Genomic DNA, 23966 nt, shown 5'->3' with positions numbered 1-23966 from the left:
CCAGGTTATTGGGAGTGCGTATTCAGTAAATGGCCCCCACTCCGGTATTCGCTTGGCTGAATCCCCACACAGGATTTAAAAACTCTACTAAAGTAAGCGCTATCCCGATAACCGGATAACTCCCCTATCTTCTGTATCTCCATATCCGGGTTATGTAGCAGCAGCCGTTTGGCTTCATTGATTCGTAGTCTGGTCAGATACTTGGAGGGAGTTTCTCCGGTTCTCTTCTTAAAAATCTTCCCCAGATATTCCGTTGTAAATCCCAGCTTTTCACTGATTTCCTGGAAGAAAACTTCCTGTTTATAATTCTCCTGAAGATATTTTTCCATAAGTCTGCAAATGGATTCCTGGCTCAGTCTGTCATGATCCGTACAGTAAGATTCCAGGACATCTGTTTCAGACTTCATGGTGATCAACAGCTTTTGAAGTGATTCAAACAGATTTTCCACTGTAACTGGTTTTAATAAATAATCCACGACTCCATAGCGGATGGCAGACTGGGCATAAGAAAAATCATCGTATCCGCTGATTATTATAATCTTAACTCCGGGATGATTTTTCTTTAAATAGCCTGCCAGCTCAATCCCGTCACACTGGGGCATCCGGATATCGGTGATAATGAGATCCGGGCAGCTTGCTTCTGTTAATTCAATTGCTTCCAGTCCATTCGCAGCTTCACCGGCCAGCTTAAGAGGCAGATTTAATGAAGTGATTTTTTTGATCAGGTTTTTTCGAATCAGGCTTTCATCTTCCGCTGCCAGATAACTATAGCTCTGGATGTTGTTCATAGTATTCCTCCCGTGACTGATAGACAGGTCCTCCCACAATAAAACTGGTCTTTTTTGAACTGGAACAGTCAATCTGAAAAACTGCTTCCGCTCCATAGAGCAGTCTTAAACGCAGACAGACATTTTTAAGTCCCATGTTACCGATCTGCAATGAATTCCATTCTTTATCCATATCCAGGTTTTCATAGAGTCTTAACAATTCGTTTTTCTTTTCCTCACTTAAGAGTCCTCCGTTATCCTCCACCTTTAAATACCACCGTCCATGTTCCGCATAGGAAGAGATGGAGAGCTGCCATGGAGGAGAGATCTGAAATCCGTATTTAAACGCGTTTTCCACAATTGGCTGAATAATGAGTTTTGGTATGTAAAATTGCTCTGTTTCCGTTGCTATGTCCATGGTATAGGAAAAACCTTCGTGAAAACGCATCTGCATACAGTTTAAATAACACTCCGTATAGAAGATTTCTTCCTTCAGCGGGACAATCATATCTCTGGAAGAAGAAATATAACGGAAGTAGTCACAAAGGTACTGGCACATCTGTACGATATCCTCATTCATCTCTTCTTCCGCCATCACAGATATATTGGTCAGGCAGTTATAAAGAAAATGAGGGTTGATGAGTGACTGGGCGGCCTGGAATTTGGCTCTTGTTTCCTCGGATCTGGACAGTAAGACTTCCTGTGAAGTGAAACGCAGTTTTTCGTACATGCTGCGAATGGATTCACACAACAGGGAAAGTTCTTTAATGCGGCTGTCGGCTGAGGTTAAGTTCACTTTTTTTTCGTTAAGAACGCGGCTGATGGTGATTTTCCCCGTGGCTGCCGTCAGCTTTTCCAAAGGTACCGTGAGGCGTTTGGAGATAAAAAAGCAGATGAAAAGGGTTACCAGAATGGATAATGCACCGATCAGGAAAAATGTTATTCTGAAAAAGGACAGGGAACGGTTAAATGCGGATTTTGGTTTGATTAAGATCACAGTCCAGTCATAGCCCTCAATCGTCTGCTCAGCAAAAAGATATTTGCCGCTGCTTCCTGTATTTAAGATTCCAGCCTTATCGTCTTTCGATGAAGCCTGAGTAATCATGGTATAGTAATTTGGATACGAAGAATCCGACTGGTAAGGATAGACAAGTTCCTTCCTGGAATTATAGATAAAGACCCAGCTGTCCGGATTCTGGCTTTCAAGCTGGGAGCAAAGGGAGAATATCCGGTCGCAGTCCTGTACCACTTCAACAATCCCCTCCGGCGTGCCGTCCGGCTCCAGAAAGAGGCGTACCAGGGATATGAATTTCTGGGATTTCTGATTTTCACCTTTTGCAGGCAGCTGCCTGTTTACAATCGGAGCTGTTATGTATTTATGACCGTTTAATGCAAGGACCTGGGAATACCAGGGGAGGCGCTCTAAATTCACAGAAGTAGTCTTAAGCCAGTAACCGGCTTCCACGCAGGAACCATCCATTGTATATAAATTAATTTCAGAGGCACTCTGATAGGCTCCGATCATGGCGGTGACGATATCATGGATTGCCATCGCCTTTTCTCTGGAAGCTGCCTGATGAACAGGTGCCGTACCGTTTCGCTGATAAGAGGTGGAGAACTCCCTGAAATTCATTTTTATAGCATTGGAATATACAACGTTCATGGAGATGGATGAAAGGCTGTCAAGCTGGGTTCTGACGGAGCTTTCCACCGAAGCACACATATTCTCCAGATCCTTGGAGGCATCCTTTAAGGCATTTTTGCGGTAATGAGTGTAGGTGAAAATAAAGAAAATAGCCAGTAGTACCAGGATAAAAAGACCATATATAATAAAGAGATACCATTTTTGGGAATACTGTTTTTCTGACTTTTTTATAGAAAAGCACCTCCCTTTTTGAACAACATTATACAATGTAGTTCAAAAAAATGCAAATAGTAGTTCGCAATTGTCTATTTTGACCCGGTTTCGCTTGTGGTATTATGAATTTATAACAAAACATTATTTTTTCCTGATGCTTATATGGAAAAAATAACGAATCTCTCGGTGAGAAGAATAAAGGAGAATGTCATGAAAAAGAGTGGAAAGAAAGTGATCAGTCTGACTTTGGCGGTATTGCTTGCAGCAGGATTAACGGCGGGCTGCAATACGGGAGCCAGCAGTGGGAAAAGCAATGAGAGCGGTGATACAAAAAAGAATGTGACACTGACATTTGGCAGTCATCAAAGCGGTCTTCCTACTTCTGGTATTGTTCAGGAGCTTGCTAAAGAGTTTGAAGGTGAAACGGGAATCAAGATTGATTTTCAGATTTCCCCGGATGCACAGTGGAGAGATTTAATTAAGGTGAAGCTGGAATCTGGAGAAGCACCGGATATTATATGTGCAGATACGCCTATAGACCTTGCTTCCAGCACTCATATGGATCAATACTGTGCAGAGCTGTCAGACCAGGGCTGGGTAGACCGGATGGATGCAAGTGCACGGTCTGCAGTTTCTGTTGATGGAAAGGTATACGGAATCACCTTTCCAGGGGCGAAAATGTATTTTTACCTCTATAATAAGCACATTTTCAATCAGTTAGGACTGAAAGTTCCCTCCACCTACGCAGAATTCAAAGAAGTCTGCCAGAAAATCAAAGATTCCGGGACAACACCGATTTATGAAGCAACTACCAATGGCTGGCACCAGGTACTTCCGCTGTTTGAGACAGGCGGATTGTGGCTGGCCCAGGACCCTGATATCTACCAGAAATTAAATGACAACAAGATTGATCTGGATCAGATTCCCTCTCTTCTGACGATTATTGAGCAGTTAGATGAATGTGCCAGAGCAGGTTATTTCGGAGACGATTATTTAAGCAATGCATGGGAAAACGGAAAAGAGGCAATGGCTTCGGGCAGATGTGCCATGACAATCGCGGAATTAGGCTACCGGGGTGAGATTGATGCGGATTATCCGGATTTTAAAGCTGGTGAAAAATTAGGGGCGTTTGTGATGCCGTGGGGAGATAACCAGATCGTTGGAGTTAATCCTGCAAGCAATGCTTATTTTATTAACAAGGACAGCAAATATGTGGAAGAGGCAAAGCAATTTTTTGAATTCCTTTCCAGACCGGAAAACTTACAGAAACGTCTTGACGGACAGCCGGAGCTAAGCAACTTATGCTGGTCTGAGATTAAGAGCAAATATTCTGATGAGGATCAGAAATTTCTGGATTCCCTTCAAAAGGCCAATGTAGTCCAGACTTCTGTAAACTATATTGACAGTCAGTGGATGGACGTAGGAAAGGATCTGGAATCCATGTATACAGGCGCGATGAACCCGAAGGATGTACTGGACTCAATTATGAAGCGGCGGACCGAGCAGGCGACTCTGCAAAAAGATCCGGGCTGGATAAAATAAAGGAACGATGTAAATGAACAGAAAAAAAATATATCCGTGGTATTATGCTGCAGGTGCGGCCATTCTCTTCTTTCTTCTGTGCTTTTTGCCGGGCGTGCTTGGAATAGCATATTCCTTTACAGACTGGAATAATTTCAGCAGTGAGATACATTTTGTGGGGCTGGCGAATTATAAAGCGATTTTTCAGGGAAAATCGGAATATTTGAAATACATATTTAATACCCTGTTATTCACAGTAGCCACAACGGTTCTGAAAACAATTGTGGGGCTGGCTCTGGCCCTGTTATTAACCAGGTCTTTTATCTGGGGTAAAAATGTCCACCGTATGATTATATTTTCGCCCCAGGTTATGTCCTATCTTGTGGTAGGTCTGGTTTTTCGGAGCATGCTTCACCCAAACACTGGCTTTTTAAATAATTTCCTGAGAGGAATCGGTCTTGCGGGACTGGCAAAGAACTGGCTGACTGACTTAAAACTTGTTTTTCCTACTGTGATTTTAGTCGATACCTGGAAGGGTATGGGATATATTATGGTGATTATAATTGCGGGGCTGCTTTCTGTAGCCCCGGAATATTACGAAGCCGCCAGCATCGACGGTGCCAGCTTCTTTCAAAAGTTTACCTGTATCACTCTGCCGCTTTTAAAACCGGTTCTTGTGAATATAACGGTTTTAAATGTCACGTATGGTCTGCGAGTTTTTGACATGATCTATTCCCTGACAAACGGAGGACCGGGCAATGCCACCGGAGTGATCAATACGGCAGTATATAAAGAATTTTCCAAAGGCAATCTGGCCATGGGTACCACGCTGTCAAGTATCTTATTCTTAGTGGTTTTATCTCTCCTTTATTTCATTATCTGGTCCATGGAAAACAAGGAGGTGGAGGTATGAAAAAGAGAAGTATTGTTTCCTTGGCCGGAAATCTGGTTTCCTTTTTAATCAGTCTGATTGTCCTGCTTCCGCTGGCAGTCTTATTAATCAACTCCTTTAAGACTTCTGCGGAAGCTAACCGTATGACTCTTTCTCTGCCGAAAAAATGGGTCTTTGAAAATTACATTACAGTGGTGGAAAAGGGAAAGCTGTTTTCTTCATTTCTAAATGGAATTCTTTATGCTTCCTGCAGCGTTGTAATTATTGTCATTCTCGTATCAGCTGCCGCATTTGTAATATCCAGAAATCAAAAGGGAATCAACCGTTTTTTGTATTATTTTATTATTTCAGGAATAGCAGTACCAATTAACAACGTAGCGCTGATGAAGATTTTACAGGTTTTCCATCTGGTGAATACAAGGATCGGGATTATTCTCTTATATGCAGCGATTAATATTCCTTTAAGTCTTTTTCTTTCCTTTGGATTTATTGCGACAATACCCAGAGAGATTGATGAAGCTGCTGTGATCGACGGGTGCAGCCCACGGCAGCTTTTTATAAGGGTGATTGTACCACTGATCAAACCGATTATGTCTACGGTATTCGTATTAGAATTTATGACAGTGTGGAACGATTTTACCATGCCACTGTATTATCTGAATAATTCCCGGAAATGGCCTATGACTCTGGCAGTTTACAGCTTCTTCGGAGCATTTGAGAATTCCTGGAATCTGGTGGCAGCAGACATTATATTAACGCTGGCACCGGTACTGGTGGTATTTGTCATAGGTCAGAAGTATATTGTGGGCGGAGTTTCCGCTGGTTCGGTCAAGGGATAAACAACAGGAGGTTTCCATGGAAAGGCATGAAATTGAGGAACTGTTAAACAAACTGACACTGGAAGAAAAAATCGGGATGATACACGGAACTGGGATTTTTCATACCGACGGAGTGGAGCGTCTGGATATTCCGCCTTTGTGGATGTCCGATGGACCTATGGGAGTGAGAAGGGAGCTTGGAGATGATAACTGGGAGCCAAAGAAAACCACCGGTGATTTTGTTTCCTACTTACCCTCCAATACCGCTCTCGCATGTACATGGAATCCCAGACACGCAAAACAGATGGGGCGCGTCCTGGGTGCGGAGGCAAGGGGGAGAGGAAAAGACGTAATTCTCGCCCCTGGAATCAATATAATCCGCACCCCGCTTTGCGGACGCAATTTTGAATACATGAGTGAAGATCCCTGTCTTACCGCTCAAATGGCAGTTCCGCTGATCATAGGAATTCAGGAGAACGATACTGCAGCCTGTGTGAAGCACTTTGCGGTTAATAATCAGGAGACGAACCGTCTTTCGGTAAACGTTAAGGTCAGCGAGCGGGCACTGCGGGAAATTTATCTACCCGGCTTTGAAGCGGCTGTAACAGACGGAAAAGCCCAGACCATAATGGGGGCCTATAATCAATTACGGGGAGAATTCTGCTGCCAAAACAGTTACCTTTTATGGGATATACTCCGCATGGAATGGAAGTTTGACGGAGTAGTGATATCGGACTGGGGCGCCGTGCATAATACGCTTAAGGCAGCTTTGGGAGGCCTTGATATCGAAATGTCTGTTACTAATGATTTCGATCATTATTATATGGCAGAACCGCTGTGCAGCAAGGTACAGGAAAAGGAAGTGGATGAGGCGGTTATTGATGAGAAGATCAGGAACATCTTAAACTTAATGGACCGTCTGTCCATGCTTGGAGATAAAAGAAAAAACAGGAAGCCAGGCGTATACAATGCATTAAAACACAGGGAAGACATACGCTCCTGCAGCGAGGAAGCTGTGGTTCTTCTGAAAAATGAAGAAAACAGACTGCCCATTATTCTGGAAGGAAAAAAACGCCTGGCGGTAATTGGAGAACAAGCAGACGTACTTCATGCACCCGGAGGCGGAAGCGCAGGAATCAAAGCATTGTATGAGATTTCTCCTCTCATGGGGCTTAAGATGGAAGCAGGGGGAAATATTAAGGTAGAATTTGAACCAGGAGCGGGGGCTGATGGAGTGAAACGGGCGGCGGCTCTGGCTGAAGAATGTGAAGATGTGATTGTAATCTGCGGTTTGAACCATGAATATGATGTGGAAGGGCAGGACCGAACGGATATAAAGCTGCCTGAGGGGCAGGAGGAATTAATTTCGGCAGTTCTGAATGCAAATGATAACGCTGTTGTTGCAGTACTGGCTGGATCGCCGGTGGATTTAGAGAGCTTTGCAGACCGTGCGAAAGCCATTGTATATACCAGCTATAATGGAATGGAGGGGGGACGGGCGCTTGCCAGAGTTCTTCTGGGAAACGTAAATCCTTCCGGAAAGCTGCCGTTTACTTTTCCAATCTGTCTTGAAGATTGTCCGGCCCATAAGCTGGGAGAGTTTCCGGGAGGGGAAACAGTGGTTTATAAAGAAGACGTCTTTGTGGGATACCGTTATTTCCAATCAGAGGGTGTTAAGGTACGATATCCGTTCGGTCATGGATTATCATATACGAAGTATCAATATGAGAATCTGAGAGTTGAGAAAGCCGGGCTGGATTTTTGCATAAAGGTAGATGTACGTAACAGCGGGACACGGGCGGGTCTTGAAACGGTTCAGGTTTATGTCAGGGCTGCCGGGAAAACTGTAAAGCGGCCTCTCATGGAGCTGCGGGCATTTGATAAAACAGAATTGGAGCCTGGGGAAAGTAAGACTTTGTCTTTTTGTTTAACCCAAAGGTCTTTTTCCTATTATAATGAAGAATTAAAGAGTTTCATTGTACCTGATGATGAATATGAGGTTTGTGTGGGAAGTTCTGTTTCAGATATACGGTTAAGACAGTGTATAGAGGTTTCGGAATATGAGAACTGATCCATTCAGGTAAGGAGAGCAGAGATGAAATTTACCAGCGGTTTTTGGAATATAAGAGAGGAAATAATACCTCTCTATGCTGTGGAGTATGCAGACAGCCGGATTGAGGACGGAGAGCTGACGGTTTATGCTCCTGGCAGACATATAAAAGGCAGAGGAGACATTTTAAACTTAGGGATGCTGACAATTCTTATTACCAGTCCCATGGAAGATGTGCTGAAGGTCTCTGTATTCCATTTTGAAGGGCTTGCGGATGCCGGACCCTTTCCTTCAATTGCAAAATGCAGTCCCAGGGTAACCATTGTTGAAACAGAGGATCACATCGTCTATCAGACAGGCAATACCAGGGCAGTCATTGACAAACGGCCTGATTCCTGGGGAATCCGTTTCTATGATGGAGACAGGGAGCTTACAAGCACCGGTTTTAAAAATATGGCGTATATGAAAAACCGGGACAATGGGAAATGCTATATGGTCGAACAGCTTGCTCTTGATGTAGGGGAGTATGTGTATGGTTTGGGTGAGCGCTTTACCCCGTTTGTAAAAAATGGTCAGGTTGTGGAGATGTGGAATGAGGACGGTGGGACTGCCAGTGAGATTGCCTATAAGAATATTCCGTTCTATATGACGAATAAGGGATATGGGGTTTTGGTTGCTGATCCGGGAGACGTATCCTATGAGGTTGGCAGCGAAAAGGTGGAACGTGTTCAGTTTTCTTTAGAGGGAGAAAAGCTGGATTATTACATTATCAATGGCCATACACCGAAAGGTACCATAAAAAAATATACGGAGTTAACTGGAAAGCCGTCTCTCCCGCCTGCCTGGTCCTTTGGTCTCTGGCTGACGACCTCGTTTACAACGGAGTATGATGAAGATACCACATCAAGTTTTATTGATGGAATGGCAAGACGGGATATTCCTCTGCAGGTTTTTCATTTTGACTGCTTCTGGATGGAGGCGTATGAGTGGTGCAATTTTACCTGGGATGCCAAAACATTTCCGGATCCTGTGGGGATGTTGAGACGCTATCATGAAAAAGGTCTGAAGATCTGTGTGTGGATTAATCCTTATATAGCACAAAAATCGTCTCTGTTTCAGGAAGGAATGGAAAAGGGGTATTTAATCAGAAAGAAAAATGGGGCTGTCTGGCAGACTGATATGTGGCAGGCCGGCATGGGAGTAGTTGATTTCACCAATCCAGAAGCAGTGGTCTGGTATCAGGAAAAGCTGAAACTGCTTCTGGATATGGGCGTAGACTGCTTTAAGACGGATTTTGGAGAGAGGATCCCTGTAAAAGATATCGCATACCATGATGGCTCCGATCCGGTGAGAATGCACAATTATTATACTTATTTATATAACAAGGCCGTTTTTGAACTGCTTGAAAGGGAACGGGGAAAAGGGGAGGCTGTCTTATTTGCCCGCTCCGCCACAGCAGGCAGCCAGAAGTTTCCGGTACACTGGGGAGGCGACTGCTCTGCTTCCTATCCGTCTATGGCTGAGACGCTTCGGAGCGGTCTGTCTCTGGCCTGTTCCGGGTTTGGATTCTGGAGCCATGATATTGGTGGGTTTGAGAGTACGGCAACCGCTGATGTGTACAAACGCTGGTGCCAATTTGGACTTTTAAGCTCTCACAGCCGGCTTCACGGATCTTCTTCTTACCGGGTTCCATGGCTGTTTGATGAGGAGGCCTGTGAGGTTCTTCAGAAATTTGTAAAGCTGAAATGCAGTCTCATGCCTTATTTATTCAGGCAGGCAGTAAAAGCCCATGAAAACGGGATTCCTGTCATGCGGCCTATGTTTATGGAATTCCCGGGAGACCGGGCATGTGAGGTTCTTGACAGACAGTATATGTTAGGAGACAGTCTTCTGGTGGCACCGGTATTGAATGAATCCGGTGAGGTGGAGTATTATGTACCGGATGGAAAATGGGTAAATTTGCTGAGTGAAGAATTAATAGAAGGAGGAAGCTGGAGAAAGGAGACTTTTGATTATTACGGGCTTCCGCTGCTGGTAAGACAAAACAGTGTTATGGCGGTTGGCAGCTGCAATAGCCGGACGGATTATGATTATTGTGATGGGGTAGAGTTCTGGCTGTCTGTATTTGAGGATGGGGGAGTGGGTGAAACTTCGGTTACCGACTTGAAAGGAAAAATTGTAATGAACGTAAAAGCAGTGCGGGAAGCGGATGTGATCAGGCTTTATATAGAAGGGGGGAATGGAGACTATCGTTATAAGGTACTGGGAGAGCAGGGGGTTAAGGCTGTCTTGATTCAATCGTAAAGTAATAGCTAATTTAAAGGGTATTGCCTGATCACTTGAGTGAAGTGATTTTGCAATACCCTATTCTAAAACCAATTAATGCAAACACTATATACCAAATAATGTCTTAAAGTTTATTCAGATATTCCTTTTTCAATCTATTAAACTCCGATTCCAGCTGATAATCATTTCTCTTCTTTATGTAAGCCCCAATCCCATTCTGAAAAGAAGGCTTCGCGAATTTATAAATCCGGGACATTAGCCGTATTCCCCAGAACAAAGTAAAGGTTATACTAATTAAAACTTTCGTTTCAGAATCCCAGATTAAAACTAAAGAAGCAAGACACATAAGAATAAGCATAAAATCCAATATTTGGTATGTTAGATTTTTCTTTATAGCCAGTCTTCGTTTTGCCAGTTCCATAATTGTGTCATCATCAATGGTTTGAATGCCCTTTATTTCTTGAGAGTGTTGGTTTGCTGAACAATCATTAGATTTTGGTTCAGTATTTTCTGCAGTCATTAAGTTTTCCTCCACATTTTGCAGTTTCATGCGGATAGTATCTTCAGAGATCCATTCTGCCCGTTGTTTTTTAACCAGCTGTAGAGCACGTTTCGGATAGGTTGGTTCCAAAGGAATATCACTGCAATCCACTACATTGATTTGCTTTGATATAAGATCACCTCTTTTACCGTTTTTTGTTATGGGTATCCTCCCCTTGCAGTTCGTTTTTTATTATGGGTGTCATCCCCGCTGCAAATAAAATTATATCATATTCTTTCATCCGGCTCAACCTTAACTCTGGATTTATCGGTACAACTCAGTCTTGATAATTCATAATAAATTAGATAAAATCATATAAAACAGGCACGCCATTACATCTGGCACTCAGGGGGAGGAACAAGTATAATGAAAAAAGAAATTTTAATTCTGTTAACGCACCAATGGTGTGATTGGGAAGGCAGCTATGCAATTGCAGTAGCTAATTCATTTTCTGACTATACCGTAAAAACCATAGCGATGGATGATCTGCCCAAAACATCCATGGGCGGAATCAGAGCCAGTATTGATTACCGCATAGAAGATTATCATGGCTTTGACAATCTGGCCATGGTAATTATGCCGGGAGGTCTTTCCTGGGAAGAGAACGATTATCCAGAAATTAAAGAATTTGTTAAACAGCTTATCAGCATGAATATTCCAGTTGCGGCAATATGCGGTGCAACTTATTTCTTGTGCAAACATGGTTTCCTTGATCAAGTGAAGCATACGGGAGATTCCTTAGACTATTTTAAGAGCGCAAAAGAATATAAAGGCGAGAAACTTTATATACCCGCACAGATCGTAGTCGATGGAGGCATCATAACTGCCAATGAAACTGCAGCCGTTGAATTTGCATATGAGATATTTAAAATTCTCAAAATTGACAGTGACGAGGAAATGAGTCAGTGGTATAACAATTTTAAGAATGGAGCAGTCCGATAGAGTTTTCCAAAAGGAGAAAGTATGGATTTTAGAAAAACGTTTGATACAATTCCAGAAGAGTTTGATAAATGGAGACCAAGGTATTGTGAGGAGCTATATAACCATATCATCACCTGTACAGATCTGGGACCTGGAAAGGCAGCACTGGAGATCGGTCCCGGGACCGGGCAGGCAACCAAGCCTTTTCTGAAGACAGGATGCGACTATCTTGCCATCGAGCTGGGGGAGCATTTTGCGTCGTTTATGGAGAACAAGTTTAAAGCTTATCATAATTTTCATATTGTTAACGGTGACTTTGAGTCCCATAACTTTGAGACGCAGAAATTCGATCTTGTGTATTCAGCCGCAACCATACAGTGGATACCGGAAAACATTGGATTTCCTAAGGTATATGATCTTTTAAAACCCGGCGGAACCTTAGCCATGTTTATGACATACTCAGATGAAAAAAGCGGAAATGAAGCGCTGTATGAGCAGATACAGGAAGTATATAAAAAGCATTTTTATGTGGAAACAAAGTATACTTGCAGATTAGACTACGAACATGTTCTCAACTATGGATTTACTGATTTAAATTATCACGAGTGGAAAAAAGAAAGAGTTTTAAGTGCAGATGAATACGTTGATTATCTGGCTGGAACCCAGGTGGAGCACATAACGCTAAAGGAGCCCTATAGAACCAGGTTTTACGATGGAATCAGGGAAGCTGTTATGAGGGCTGGTAACCAGATGAAAATAATGGATACCATTGCATTATACATAACAAAAAAGCCAGACTGAAAGACCAGCTTATTATAATAAGTAAAGATCCGGATTTCCTTTTTGGAAGTCCGTTTTTTATGTTTTAATAATATTGGGATTCCAGTTCATAATAATCATGAGTATTCTTAACGGAATATGTCATTGCATTTATTGTAATAAAATATTATAATACATAGCTATTCCGCTTTATATATGTAAGAATCCACTACAATGGAGGCAGGCATGGTTCAACATGTAAAAAACATAGTCAGAATCGCTATCCTGCTGGTTGGAATCGTATTGAGGAAGAAGGTGCTTGAATTAAATGAATTTATTGAAGAAAAACTCAGCCAGACCGGAATCATATAGAAAGAAGCGAATACCACCTGTCTGGGCAGCCGCAGCCGCAGCCGCCGTTATATTAATTGCAGCTGCAGGGTGGCATTATATCCCTGTATATTATGCCAGATTTTATCTTGGACGTTCAGCCCTGCAGACGCAGGGAATCTTAAAAGAACTCTGGGGAAGTGAAAAGGGCAGTGGAGATGCTTACGAGGACTCCTTTAAACTTGTTGCAGACGAAGTACTCGTCAATGGAAAGCCGGTACTGGTGCTGCCCGGAGGTCTTGGAATTTCGCTCACCAAACAGAGAGATTTAAAGAATACATTTGCACAGGGGAAGTTTGATGTCTATTTCCTTGGTGCAGTACGGGAAGGTGCCCAATATTGGGCTGATGCCAATCAGGTGGTGATTCGCGTGCCCCAGATTTCAGCAGCATCGGTGAAAACAACACAGTCTGATGTAAAAGATCAGCTGGGGGTATCCCCTCTTCCACAGCAAACAGAAAATTCTGGAAATAAATTTGGGCTGCTCACGGATCATATCAGGGCTATGATTAAAAAAAGCAGGGTGGAGTTTACCGGAAGAGATAAAAACGGTGTTACCATACGGGCGATTGTTCCAGCTGATCAGTTTGATTCAGTATTAAACGAGACAGGAGCGCTCTTTGAAGAAGGGCCTGGAGAGGAGCTGAAAAGCTGGGCAAAATTTCTGGAAGAACGAAAAACAGTAGGGGATACTCAGGAAATTCTGATTTCTATACGCAAAGACCTTTCCATATCACAAGTCATCATACCGGACCTTGCTTATGCAGGTTTTCAACGGGTGGAGAATCAGGGAGTATTTTTATCCGGTCATGTAAACGGACCGGATAGAGAAATCAATTTTGATACAACTGTGTATTTTGGAAACGGCAGCAAAGAAAAACGGACCCTTCAGATAAAGGAATTAAACATCGGATATAATAAGAAGGACTTAAATCTGAAGCTGAAACTCAGCGGCGGATATGAAGGTGGAAGAATTTCTGCAGGAGCTCTGGATCATGAAAAGCTCTCTACACAAGGGGAAACAACCGTAAGTCTATCAGAATTAAAGGGAAAATTCCTGGAAATGATAAATTTTCTTGGGATAGAAGCGAAATAAATTATAAAATTCTATTGACAAAAGCAACTGTAACTTTTATAATAACAGTAATAAAACAAACGCTTTTTACGGAGCATAATCCGAGAAATATTGATAAGACTAATGGAAGAAGGCAATTTTCCTGAAATAAGCGATAGAATAAAGGAGGAGCTATATATGTCAATTGTAACATTAACAAAGCAGAATTTTGATGAAGAGGTTTTAAAGACAGACGACGTGGTATTGGTGGATTTCTGGGCAACCTGGTGTGGGCCTTGCAAGATGTTTGCACCGGTTCTTGATGAGATTGCTTCTGAGAACCATTCCGGTTTAAAAGTAGGAAAGGTTGATGTGGATAATGAGCCGGACCTTGCCGGACAGTTTAAGGTTATGAGCATTCCTACAGTTGGAATTTTCAAAGGCGGAAAGCTGGCTGCAACTTCTGTGGGAGTGAAATCCAAGAAGGACATTCTGCAGATGGTAGAACAGGTTAAATAACGGACTCATAAGACCACAGGTCAATCCTGAAAAAGGAGGCGCCTGTGGTTTTTTTTGCGAAGAAATAAGAAGTAAGTGGGTATTGACATTCCCCTATACGGGAAGGATTATACTGGTTGTACAGGCAGAATACGAACGATAAAATGAGTAGACAAACAGGGAACACATAGACAATGACCAGTATTATGGGGGCTTACATGGAAGAAAAGAAACTATACTCAATAGGGGAAGTGAGTAAGATCTGCAACATTTCAACAAAGGCCTTGCGTTTCTACGACAAGATCGGGATCATATCGCCAGATATGATCTGCAAGGAGAACAGTTACCGCTACTATAACAAAGAAACACTTATGACGGTTCCTGTGGTTAAGTATTACAAGCAGATGGGATTTAAGCTGGAAGAGATGGAGGGGCTTGTTGAAGGCAATACCTATTATTATCTGGAACAGAATTTCCGCAACAAGATTGATCAGCTCTGTCTTCAGGAGCAGCAGATACATAACAGCTACGTGGCTGTTAAGGACTGGTATGAGCTGATTCAGGAAGCGAAAATGGTGCTCCAGAACAACGTACATGAGGTATCTGTGAAATTCCTTCAGGAGTCAACCTTCTGCAGCCTGACACAGCGCTTCGAATACAATTATATGGAGTCCATCATAAATATTGAATGGACCAATCACTTAGAGAACGCTGAGAATGAGATTACTGGTCCGGTAATTTTAAAGTTTGACTCCTTTGAAGATAAGATGACCGGCAGATGCAAGACGGCAACCATTATGCAAAAGGCCATTCATCCATGCAAGGAATGCTTAAACCGCCAGACGTATGGAGGTGTAATGGTTGCTTCTGTTTATCATATCGGACGACATGAGACCATTAATGAGGAGTATGACCGGATTATAAACTGGGCAGCCAAACGGGGATATCAGTGCGGTAAGGAATGCTTTGAACGGTATGTGGTGGATTACTGGACAACCAGGAACCCGGAAGAATTTGTGACGGAAGTCATTGTTCCCATATCCAGGGATTAAGGATTATGGAAAGCAAGGCTCTTTTGAAACAGGAATGAGTAAACTTACTGTTTCAGGAGAGCCTTTTTTTTGTGCGGAGCATCAGAGAAAAAAATTAAAAAACCAGTTGACATTCCCCATAGGGGGAAGTCCTATACTAAATGCATAGAAAAATGCAGGCAGCAAAAAGAAAATTAGTAACATTAACAGGCGACATGCATTTTCTAAACGTTTTCAGCTGAACGTGAAAGAAAGAAAATGAAACAGGGAAACTTAAATTTTGTGCACTATTCAGATGGGGAAGGAAACTTAAATGACGGAAGCGCGAAAAAAATTTAAAAGAATTGGCACCACAACCGGTTTAATATCCGGCATTACGTATGGGTTATATACAACCTTTGTACTGATTGCAGGATATTACAAACCACTTGCCGGAGCAGTTGGCTTGTTTGCTGCTCCATATGTAACCTCAGGCTTAAATGATTTTTTTGCTGGTCTATGGCTTACTGCCTATAACATAAAGACCGGAAGAATCCGGGAGATCGGCAGAAGCTTAAAGCTGTTCCCTGGAAAAATCATTGTTCTTGGATCTTTGATCGGAGGTCCAATCGCCAGCGGTGCTTACTTAATGGGTCTTGCCATGGCGGGAGCATATGCGATCCCTATATCAGCCATGTATATCTTGTTTGGAGCAATTTTTGCAAGGATCTTCCTGAAACAGAAAATTGTTCTTAGAGTCGGGGCTGGTATGGTGATCTGCGTAATCGGAGCGATTGTAATTAACTGGGTAAGACCAGAAGGAAGCACGAATTTTACATTGGGAATCATATGTGCTTTTGTAGCGGCCATCGGCTGGGCTTTGGAAGGCGTTTTAGCAGCCTATGGAAGTGCCATGCTGGACAGCGATATTGTAATCAATATCCGTCAGCTTCTGTCAGGAGTGGTGGATCTGTTTGTTATTTTGCCTCTGGCAGGCGGAATGGGGTTACTAAAGGGCACGATGTTGTCTATGCCTCCGGTAGCATGGCTGATTGTTTCCGGACTCTGCGCAGCCATCTCCTACCTTTGCTGGTATAAATCAAACAGCACAGTGGGCTGTGCCATGGGAATGTCTTTAAACATTACCTATGCGTTCTGGGGCGTGCTGTTTTGTATCCTGTTTATCAAACAGCCAGTGACCCCTACCATTATTATTGGTTCTATTATCATTATGATCGGAGCTGTTTTAGTATCCGTTGACCCATTTGAATTGCTGAATAAAAAGGAGGATGTAATAAATGAAATATGATGCATTAGGAATGATCGAAACAAAAGGATTAATCGGTTCAATCGAAGCTGCAGACGCTATGGTAAAGGCAGCAAATGTAACACTTGTTGGAAAAGAATTTGTAGGCGGCGGTCTTGTTACCGTTATGGTAAGAGGCGATGTAGGAGCAGTAAAAGCAGCTACTGATGCAGGCGCAGCAGCAGCACAGAGAGTTGGCGAACTGGTTTCTGTACACGTGATTCCACGTCCTCATGCAGAGGTTGAGACAATTCTTCCAAAGGATAAAAAGGAGATTAAGTAATGGGTAACCAAGGAATGACAACAGCATCTGCGGATGTGAAAATGGCAGCTATTAACAAAAAATTCAGGACAACTGGAATGACAACGGGTGCATTATCCGGACTTACCTACGGAATTTATACAGTTCTTGTACTGGTAGCCGGTTACTATGAACCTCTTGCCAGCGCGGCAGGTCTTTTAGCAGGGCCCTATGTATTATCCGGCTTAAATGATCTTTTCGCAGGAATCTGGCTGACTGCTTACAATGCAAAAAGCGGCCGTCTCCGTGAGATGGGCAGAAGTCTTAACACATTCCCTGGAAAAATGATTGTAATCGGGTCCATTCTTGGAGGACCAATTGCAAACGGTGCTTATCTGGTTGGTCTTGCCATGGCAGGAGCTTACGCAATCCCGATCTCCGCATTATGCAGCTTGTTTGGTGCAATTTTTGCATGGATCTTCTTAAAACAGAAAATTACAAAAAGAGTTATGGTCGGCATGCTTGTATGTGTGGCTGGTGCCATCATTATCAACTGGACCAAGCCGGAAGGCAGCGACAACTTCACTCTGGGAATTATCTTCTCCTTCGTAGCAGCAATCTGCTGGGCACTGGAAGGTGTGTTCTCTACCTACGGCGGAGCCATGATCGATACGGATGTGGCTGTAAACTTACGTCAGCTCATCTCCGGTGTTGTGGATTTATTCGTAATTCTTCCGATTGTTGGAGGCTTAGGACTTTTAGGCGGTACTTTAACAGCAGGAATTCCGGTTATATGGCTGGCAGTTGCAGGCTTAAGTGCAGCGGTATCCTTCCTTTGCTGGTATAAGAGCAACTCCACGGTTGGCTGTGCGATTGGTATGTCCTTAAATGTAACTTATGCGTTCTGGGGCGTTTTCTTCTGTATCCTGTTTCTGGGACAGGCAGTTACCCCTACGATTGTAATCGGTTCTATCGTAATCGTATTAGGTGCGATTGTCGTTACCATGAATCCACTTGATTTATTCAGGAAAGGGGAATAAAGACATGTTATTACCTGCAAGAACAGCGGTTTTAAATTATTTATACGGAGTAGAAAGTGCTGATATCGCACAGATTATGGGGGCTTTAAAGACCCAGTACGGAACAGAGCGTCAGTTTACAAAAGATCGTTATATGGACCACGTAATGTCCTTAGAGGCGAACGGACTGGTTAACTTACAAAGCTATGACCTGGATGAGAAGGGTGAACTGCGTATGCGTTATTGCATTAACGAGGACGGCAAATCAGCCGTAGATAAATACGTAGATAAGAAATACCGTAATCACAAATAAATTTCAGGAGGTTTACGAAGGTGAGATATTACGGAGATGAAGCGTTAGGGCTGGTAGAAACGATTGGATTAACTCCGGCTCTGGAAGCAGCAGATAAGATGCTCAAAGCAGCAGATGTAGAATTGATTTCCTATGAAAACGTAGGCTCTACCCTGGTAACCATTATGGTGAAGGGTGATGTGGCAGCTGTACGTTCCGCGGTAGATGCTGGCGCCGAAGCAGCCGCAGCTATCGGTAAACTGACTGCACATAATGTAATGCCAAGACCGATCAAAGAAGTCGGCGACATTGTATCAGTACATGATATTGACGCGTAAAGAGAGGAAAACAGTTTATGGAGAGATATGAAGCCATCGGCTCAATTGAAACATTTGGTTTGGTATTCGCATTAGAAGCGGCTGATGCTATGTGCAAGGCTGCAGATGTGGAACTGGTTGGTTATGAAAACGTAGCTTCCGGATATATTTCCGTTCTGGTACGCGGAGATGTAGGAGCCTGCAAGACTGCGGTAGATGCAGGAGTGAAAGCAGTAAGCGATATGGGTGCGGAGATTTACAGCTGTGTTGTTATCCCAAGACCTCATCCGGATCTTGAAAAAATCATCAGGAGATATGCAATCGCTGCGCCGGAGCAGGAATAAAACGTATCCCGGTTGAAGGGAGAACAAAGTAATGAATTTTGTAGATAAAGACCTTCTCTCCATACAGGAGGCAAGGATTTTAATGGAAAGCGCAAGAGACGCCGGTAAGACCATGCTGACCTTCCCCCAGGAAAAGCTTGATATGATCGTCGAAGGTCTTGCCAAAGCAGCAAAGGAGCTGGCAGAAGAACTGGCTATTATGTCCGCAGAGGAGACTGGCTACGGACGTGCAAAGGATAAGCTTGTGAAGAACACCTTTGTCTGCGAATATCTGCCAAAGTACATAAAAGACTTGAAATGCGTGGGCATTCTGAACGAAGATCCGGAACATGGAACCATGGACGTAGGTGTTCCGGTGGGAGTCATTGCTGCCCTTACTCCTTCTGTAAGCCCGGTCTCCACTGCTATTTACAACGTACTGATCGCAGTAAAGTCCGGCAACCCCATCATCATCGCTCCTCATGAGCGTGGGGTGAAGGTAACTGGCAGGCTTCTTGACTGTATGAAAGAAGCAGGTCTTCGCTATGGTCTTCCAGAAGGAGCTATCGGGTATTTAAAGACGGTAACAAAAGCAGGAGTTTTGGAACTGATTCATCACCCGGCAGCAGCCATGGTGGTGAATACCGGAGTGCCTGAATTAAACCGTGAGGCAGCACAAAGCGGAAAACCCTATATTTACGGAGGCACGGGAAATGGTCCTGTATTTATAGAGCGGACAGCTGATATTAAACAGGCGGTTGAAGATATTATAGTAAGCCGCACCTTTGATTATGGAATCGTGTCTGCAGCAGAACAGTATGTGGTAGTGGACAGCTTAATCGCTGCAGAAGTAAAAGCGGAAATGTTGAAAAACGGTGCGTATTTCATGAATGGGGAAGAGGAGAAGCGGTTAATTGAGCTACTCAACTTAGAACATGGAAATGCAGATACGGAAATTATGGGAAGACCGGCGTCAGAACTTGCCAGACGCGCAGGCTTTCCCGTACCGGAGAACACAAGCGTTCTGGTTTCCCAGCAGAAATATATTTCTGACAGAAACCCCTTTGCAAAGGAGCTTCTCTGTCCCGTACTTGCTTATTACATTGAAAACGACTGGATGCATGCCTGTGAGAAATGCATGAATCTCCTGGTAAATGAAAGCCATGGCCACACTCTGGTCATCCATTCCAGAGACGAAGAAGTAATCCGCCAGTTCGCTTTGAAAAAACCGGTTGGAAGAGTGCTTGTCAATACTCCTGCCACATTAGGCAGCATGGGTATGACAACCAACTTATTCCCTGCCATGACACTGGGGAGTATCACAGCCGGAGCCGGTATTACATCGGATAATGTTTCTCCTATGAATTTCATTTATATCCGGAAAGTCGGATATGGAGTGAGAAAAGCCGATGAATATCTGGAAAATGCAAAAAAAGAGTTGTGTCCCTGTACGCAGGTTTCGGCATCTGCCGGTCAGTATGGGGATGCGAAAGAGCTTTTAAAGCAGATCTTAGAAACATTATCAAAGGAACTGTAAGAAAAATAATTGAAAGAGAGGGTAAAAAGATTGGATATTCGTGAATTTTCTAATAAATTTGTAGAAGCAACGAAGAACATGACACCAGAAGAAAGGGTTTCTCTGATGAAGATGTTCGAAACTGTTTCTGACGAAATCAATAAAAATGAGCCTGCAAAAGCAGGAGCTGCAGTATGCGCCGAGGAGACTACAAATATTCCTGACGGTATTACAACAAGACTTCAGCACTTAAAAGAGAATTACTTAACTCATAAGCCAACCATCACAACATACCGTGCCCGCGCAATCACAAAGATTGCTGCAGAAAATCCAGGTATGCCAAAAATCATGCTTCGTGCTAAATGCTTCCGTTACTGCTGTGAGACAGCTCCTCTTGTAATTCAGGACAACGAGCTGATCGTAGGTGCTCCAAACGGCGCGCCACGTGCAGGTGCTTTCTCTCCTGATATCGCATGGAGATGGATGATGGACGAAATCGATACCATCGGAAGCCGTCCACAGGATCCATTCTATATCTCTGATGAAGATAAGAAGATTATGAGAGAAGAGCTTTTCCCATACTGGGAGGGCAAATCCGTTGATGAGTACTGCGAAGATCAGTACCGTGAAGCTGGAGTTTGGGAATTATCCGGCGAATCCTTCGTTTCTGACTGTTCCTATCATGCAGTAAACGGCGGCGGTGACTCCAACCCTGGTTACGACGTAATCTTAATGAACAAGGGTATGCTTGATATCCAGCAGGAAGCAAAGGATCATTTAAAAGAATTAAAATACGAGAATCCAGATGACATTGAGAAGATCTACTTCTACAAGTCAATTATTGATACAACAGAAGGCGTTATGATCTACGCTAAGAGACTTTCCGATTATGCAAAAGAGCTTGCTGCCAAAGAAACCAATCCAAAGCGTAAAGATGAGCTTTTAAAGATTGCAGAAGTAAATGCATATGTTCCTGCTCACAAGCCAAGAACTTACTGGGAAGCAATTCAGTCTGTATGGACCATCGAGTCTCTGCTTGTGGTAGAAGAGAACCAGACTGGTATGTCCATCGGACGTGTAGACCAGTATATGTATCCTTACTACAAGGCTGATATCGAATCAGGCCGTATGAATGATTTCCAGGCATTTGAGCTTTCTGGCTGTATGCTGATCAAGATGTCTGAAATGATGTGGATCACCAGTGAAGGCGGTTCCAAATTCTTCGCAGGTTACCAGCCATTCGTTAATATGTGTGTAGGTGGTGTGACAAGAAGCGGACATGATGCAACCAATGAATTAACATACCTTCTGATGGATGCGGTCCGTCATGTGAAGATTTATCAGCCATCTCTTGCATGCCGCATTCATAATAAGTCTCCGAAGCAGTACTTAAAGAAAATCGTAGATGTTGTTCGTTCCGGTATGGGATTCCCTGCCTGCCACTTTGACGATGCACACATCAAAATGATGCTTGCAAAGGGCGTTTCCATTGAAGATGCACGTGACTACTGTCTGATGGGCTGCGTAGAGCCTCAGAAATCAGGACGTCTGTATCAGTGGACCTCTACCGCTTATACCCAGTGGCCAATCTGTATTGAGCTTGTATTAAATAAAGGTGTACCGTTATGGTATGGCAAGCAGGTTTGTCCTGATATGGGCGATATCAACAGCTTTAAGACTTATGAAGAGTTTGAAGCAGCTGTTAAGGAAGAAATTAAGTACATTACTAAATGGTCTTCTGTTGCAACTGTTATCTCTCAGCGCGTTCACAGAGAGCTTGCTCCAAAGCCGCTGATGTCCATCATGTATGAAGGCTGTATGGAAAAGGCAAAAGACGTATCTGCAGGCGGAGCAATGTATAACTTCGGACCTGGTGTTGTATGGTCAGGTCTTGCAACTTATGCAGATTCCATGGCAGCAATTAAAAAGCTGGTATTTGATGAGAAAAAGTATACACTGTCACAGTTAAATGAAGCATTAAAGGCTGACTTTGCAGGCTATGACCAGATCCGCACCGATTGCCTCAATGCTCCAAAATACGGAAATGACGATGATTACGCAGATTTAATCGCTGCAGATTTAGTTGACTTTACTGAGCATGAGCACAGAAAATATAAGACCTTATACTCCGTATTAAGCCACGGTACCTTATCCATTTCCAATAACACACCATTCGGCCAGTTAACCGGCGCATCTGCAAACGGACGTCATGCATGGCTGCCATTATCCGATGGTATCAGCCCAACCCAGGGCGCTGATTTCAAGGGGCCGACAGCAATTATCAAGTCTGTTTCCAAGATGGCCAACGACAGCATGAACATCGGTATGGTACACAACTTTAAGATCATGGCCGGACTTCTTGATACACCGGAAGGAGAAGAAAGCTTAATCACTCTTCTTCGTACCGCCTGCATGTTCGGAAACGGCGAGATGCAGTTTAACTACTTAGATAACAATACTCTGATTGAGGCTCAGAAGCATCCGGAGCTTTACCGCGACTTAATCGTCCGCGTAGCCGGATACAGCGCATTCTTCGTAGAGCTGTGCAAGGATGTACAGGACGAGATCATCAGCAGAACCATGTTGACACATTTCTAAAAGAAAACGGAGAACAATCACAATGGACCATGGAAATACAGGAGATATTGAACGTAAGGCGCTGATCTTTAACGTACAGAAGTACAACATGTATGACGGACCGGGAATCAGAACCCTGGTATTCTTTAAAGGCTGCCCGCTCCGGTGTAAATGGTGTGCCAATCCGGAAGGACTGGTACGGAAATTCCAGGTGATGTTTAAGCAGAATTCCTGTGTAAACTGCGGGGTATGCGAAAGCGTCTGCCCCGTAGGAATCCATGTGATGTCCAAAGAGACCGGAAAACATGAAATCAGACGGGAAAAGGATTGTATCGGCTGCATGAAATGTAAGAATGTCTGCCCCAATTCAGCGCTTTCCATTGCCGGAGAGGTAAAGACAATTTCCGAGCTGTTAAAGATCGTAGAGGAAGATGCCGCATTTTATGATATATCAGGCGGCGGTGTGACGTTAGGCGGCGGAGAAGTGACGGCACAGCCTGAGGCTGCATTAAATCTTTTGATGGCATGTAAGAAGGAAGGCATTAACACAGCCATTGAAACCTGCGGTTACACAAAGACCGAAACGATATTACAGATCGCAGAATATGTGGACTTATTCCTGTTTGACATAAAGCATATGGATCCGGTCCGCCACAATGAACTTGCCGGCGTGAACAATGAACAGATCTTAATCAATATAAAAGAACTGCTTCACCGCCGGTATAACGTAAAGGTCCGCATGCCCATGTTAAAAGGAATTAATGACAGCCGGGAAGAAATCGATGCAGTGATTAAATTCTTAATGCCGTTCCGTGATTACAAAAATTTTAAGGGAATTGACTTACTTCCTTATCACAAGCTGGGAGTAAACAAATACAATCAGCTGGATATGGAATACCCTATTGAGGGAGATCCAAGCTTAAGTGCGGAGGATTTAGACCGTATCGAAAGCTGGATGAATGAGTATCAGTTCCCGGTTACTGTGGTGAAGCACTAGAAAGGGGAGAGCG

At 43.5% G+C, this 23966-nt stretch carries 23 protein-coding genes; 20 read left to right on the top strand and 3 right to left on the bottom strand.

From position 1 onward, the window contains the following. Nucleotides 1-5: 5 nt before the first annotated feature. Both RZO55_RS22235 and RZO55_RS22230 read right to left on the bottom strand, forming a co-directional pair. Nucleotides 6-788, bottom strand: coding sequence for a response regulator transcription factor (locus RZO55_RS22235; protein WP_318066451.1), 783 nt, complete (start codon nucleotides 786-788; stop codon nucleotides 6-8). Continuing rightward, nucleotides 766-2679: a sensor histidine kinase gene (locus tag RZO55_RS22230; RefSeq protein ID WP_318066450.1), complete on the bottom strand. Its 1914-nt coding sequence runs from the start codon at nucleotides 2677-2679 to the stop codon at nucleotides 766-768. The genes RZO55_RS22235 and RZO55_RS22230 overlap by 23 nt, the downstream gene beginning before the upstream one ends. Before the next feature lie 156 nt (nucleotides 2680-2835). On the opposite strand from RZO55_RS22230, the gene RZO55_RS22225 reads away from it, so the two are divergent. From RZO55_RS22225 to yicI, 5 genes are read left to right on the top strand one after another with little or no spacing between them, the layout of a single operon-like run. Beyond that, nucleotides 2836-4167 (top strand): ABC transporter substrate-binding protein, encoded by a 1332-nt coding sequence (locus RZO55_RS22225; protein WP_318066449.1) that lies wholly within the window; start codon nucleotides 2836-2838, stop codon nucleotides 4165-4167. Nucleotides 4168-4180: 13 nt separating this feature from the next. Beyond that, nucleotides 4181-5059, top strand: a complete 879-nt coding sequence (locus RZO55_RS22220; protein WP_318066448.1) for a carbohydrate ABC transporter permease — start codon at nucleotides 4181-4183, stop codon at nucleotides 5057-5059. Then, entirely contained in the window at nucleotides 5056-5877 is an 822-nt protein-coding gene (locus tag RZO55_RS22215; protein WP_318066447.1) for a carbohydrate ABC transporter permease, read from the top strand. Before RZO55_RS22220 ends, RZO55_RS22215 begins: the two co-directional genes overlap by 4 nt. A 16-nt stretch (nucleotides 5878-5893) precedes the next feature. Further along, nucleotides 5894-7927, top strand: a complete 2034-nt coding sequence (locus tag RZO55_RS22210) for a beta-glucosidase family protein (RefSeq protein WP_318066446.1) — start codon at nucleotides 5894-5896, stop codon at nucleotides 7925-7927. 24 nt (nucleotides 7928-7951) lie between these two features. Then, on the top strand, nucleotides 7952-10210 hold the full coding sequence (gene yicI / locus RZO55_RS22205) for an alpha-xylosidase (protein ID WP_318066445.1): 2259 nt from the start codon (nucleotides 7952-7954) through the stop codon (nucleotides 10208-10210). Between the two features lie 106 nt (nucleotides 10211-10316). Here yicI and RZO55_RS22200 read toward each other — a convergent pair whose 3' ends face one another. Next, nucleotides 10317-10823 (bottom strand): hypothetical protein, encoded by a 507-nt coding sequence (locus tag RZO55_RS22200; protein WP_318066444.1) that lies wholly within the window; start codon nucleotides 10821-10823, stop codon nucleotides 10317-10319. A 276-nt stretch (nucleotides 10824-11099) separates the two neighbouring features. On the opposite strand from RZO55_RS22200, the gene RZO55_RS22195 reads away from it, so the two are divergent. From RZO55_RS22195 to cutD, 15 genes are all read left to right on the top strand, one after another. Continuing rightward, the gene (locus RZO55_RS22195) at nucleotides 11100-11675 is read left to right on the top strand and encodes a type 1 glutamine amidotransferase family protein (RefSeq protein WP_318066443.1); all 576 of its coding nucleotides are present in this window, start codon (nucleotides 11100-11102) and stop codon (nucleotides 11673-11675) included. A 21-nt stretch (nucleotides 11676-11696) separates the two neighbouring features. After that, the gene (locus RZO55_RS22190; protein ID WP_318066442.1) at nucleotides 11697-12455 is read left to right on the top strand and encodes a class I SAM-dependent methyltransferase; all 759 of its coding nucleotides are present in this window, start codon (nucleotides 11697-11699) and stop codon (nucleotides 12453-12455) included. Between the two features lie 204 nt (nucleotides 12456-12659). Further along, nucleotides 12660-12785 carry a hypothetical protein gene (locus RZO55_RS22185; RefSeq protein WP_318066441.1) on the top strand — a complete coding sequence of 42 codons (126 nt, stop codon included), beginning with the start codon at nucleotides 12660-12662 and terminating at the stop codon, nucleotides 12783-12785. After that, the gene (locus RZO55_RS22180; protein ID WP_318066440.1) at nucleotides 12742-13899 is read left to right on the top strand and encodes a hypothetical protein; all 1158 of its coding nucleotides are present in this window, start codon (nucleotides 12742-12744) and stop codon (nucleotides 13897-13899) included. The genes RZO55_RS22185 and RZO55_RS22180 overlap by 44 nt, the downstream gene beginning before the upstream one ends. A 156-nt stretch (nucleotides 13900-14055) precedes the next feature. Continuing rightward, nucleotides 14056-14376: a thioredoxin gene (trxA, locus tag RZO55_RS22175; protein WP_318066439.1), complete on the top strand. Its 321-nt coding sequence runs from the start codon at nucleotides 14056-14058 to the stop codon at nucleotides 14374-14376. 197 nt (nucleotides 14377-14573) lie between these two features. Further along, the gene (locus RZO55_RS22170) at nucleotides 14574-15407 is read left to right on the top strand and encodes a MerR family transcriptional regulator (protein WP_318066438.1); all 834 of its coding nucleotides are present in this window, start codon (nucleotides 14574-14576) and stop codon (nucleotides 15405-15407) included. Nucleotides 15408-15699: 292 nt separating this feature from the next. Continuing rightward, a complete protein-coding gene (locus RZO55_RS22165) occupies nucleotides 15700-16674 on the top strand; it encodes a DMT family transporter (protein WP_318066437.1) in 975 nt (324 codons plus the stop codon). After that, nucleotides 16664-16954, top strand: coding sequence for an ethanolamine utilization microcompartment protein EutM (gene eutM, locus RZO55_RS22160; RefSeq protein ID WP_097003123.1), 291 nt, complete (start codon nucleotides 16664-16666; stop codon nucleotides 16952-16954). Before RZO55_RS22165 ends, eutM begins: the two co-directional genes overlap by 11 nt. After that, nucleotides 16954-17952 (top strand): DMT family transporter, encoded by a 999-nt coding sequence (locus RZO55_RS22155; protein ID WP_318066436.1) that lies wholly within the window; start codon nucleotides 16954-16956, stop codon nucleotides 17950-17952. The genes eutM and RZO55_RS22155 overlap by 1 nt, the downstream gene beginning before the upstream one ends. Nucleotides 17953-17956: 4 nt before the next feature. Further along, nucleotides 17957-18244 (top strand): hypothetical protein, encoded by a 288-nt coding sequence (locus tag RZO55_RS22150; RefSeq protein WP_318066435.1) that lies wholly within the window; start codon nucleotides 17957-17959, stop codon nucleotides 18242-18244. 20 nt (nucleotides 18245-18264) lie between these two features. Beyond that, entirely contained in the window at nucleotides 18265-18561 is a 297-nt protein-coding gene (locus tag RZO55_RS22145) for a BMC domain-containing protein (protein WP_097003126.1), read from the top strand. Nucleotides 18562-18578: 17 nt separating this feature from the next. Continuing rightward, the gene (locus RZO55_RS22140) at nucleotides 18579-18884 is read left to right on the top strand and encodes a BMC domain-containing protein (protein WP_314464626.1); all 306 of its coding nucleotides are present in this window, start codon (nucleotides 18579-18581) and stop codon (nucleotides 18882-18884) included. Nucleotides 18885-18915: 31 nt separating this feature from the next. Then, nucleotides 18916-20400 (top strand): aldehyde dehydrogenase family protein, encoded by a 1485-nt coding sequence (locus RZO55_RS22135; protein WP_318066434.1) that lies wholly within the window; start codon nucleotides 18916-18918, stop codon nucleotides 20398-20400. A gap of 30 nt (nucleotides 20401-20430) precedes the next feature. After that, nucleotides 20431-22977, top strand: a complete 2547-nt coding sequence (gene cutC, locus RZO55_RS22130) for a choline trimethylamine-lyase (RefSeq protein WP_318066433.1) — start codon at nucleotides 20431-20433, stop codon at nucleotides 22975-22977. Nucleotides 22978-22999: 22 nt separating this feature from the next. Next, a complete protein-coding gene (cutD, locus tag RZO55_RS22125) occupies nucleotides 23000-23953 on the top strand; it encodes a choline TMA-lyase-activating enzyme (RefSeq protein ID WP_318066432.1) in 954 nt (317 codons plus the stop codon). Nucleotides 23954-23966 lie beyond the last annotated feature (13 nt).

The sequence above is a fragment of the Clostridium boliviensis genome (assembly GCF_033342255.1).
Taxonomy (GTDB): domain Bacteria; phylum Bacillota; class Clostridia; order Lachnospirales; family Lachnospiraceae; genus Lacrimispora; species Lacrimispora boliviensis.
This window is presented reverse-complemented; position numbering and strand designations above follow the sequence as displayed.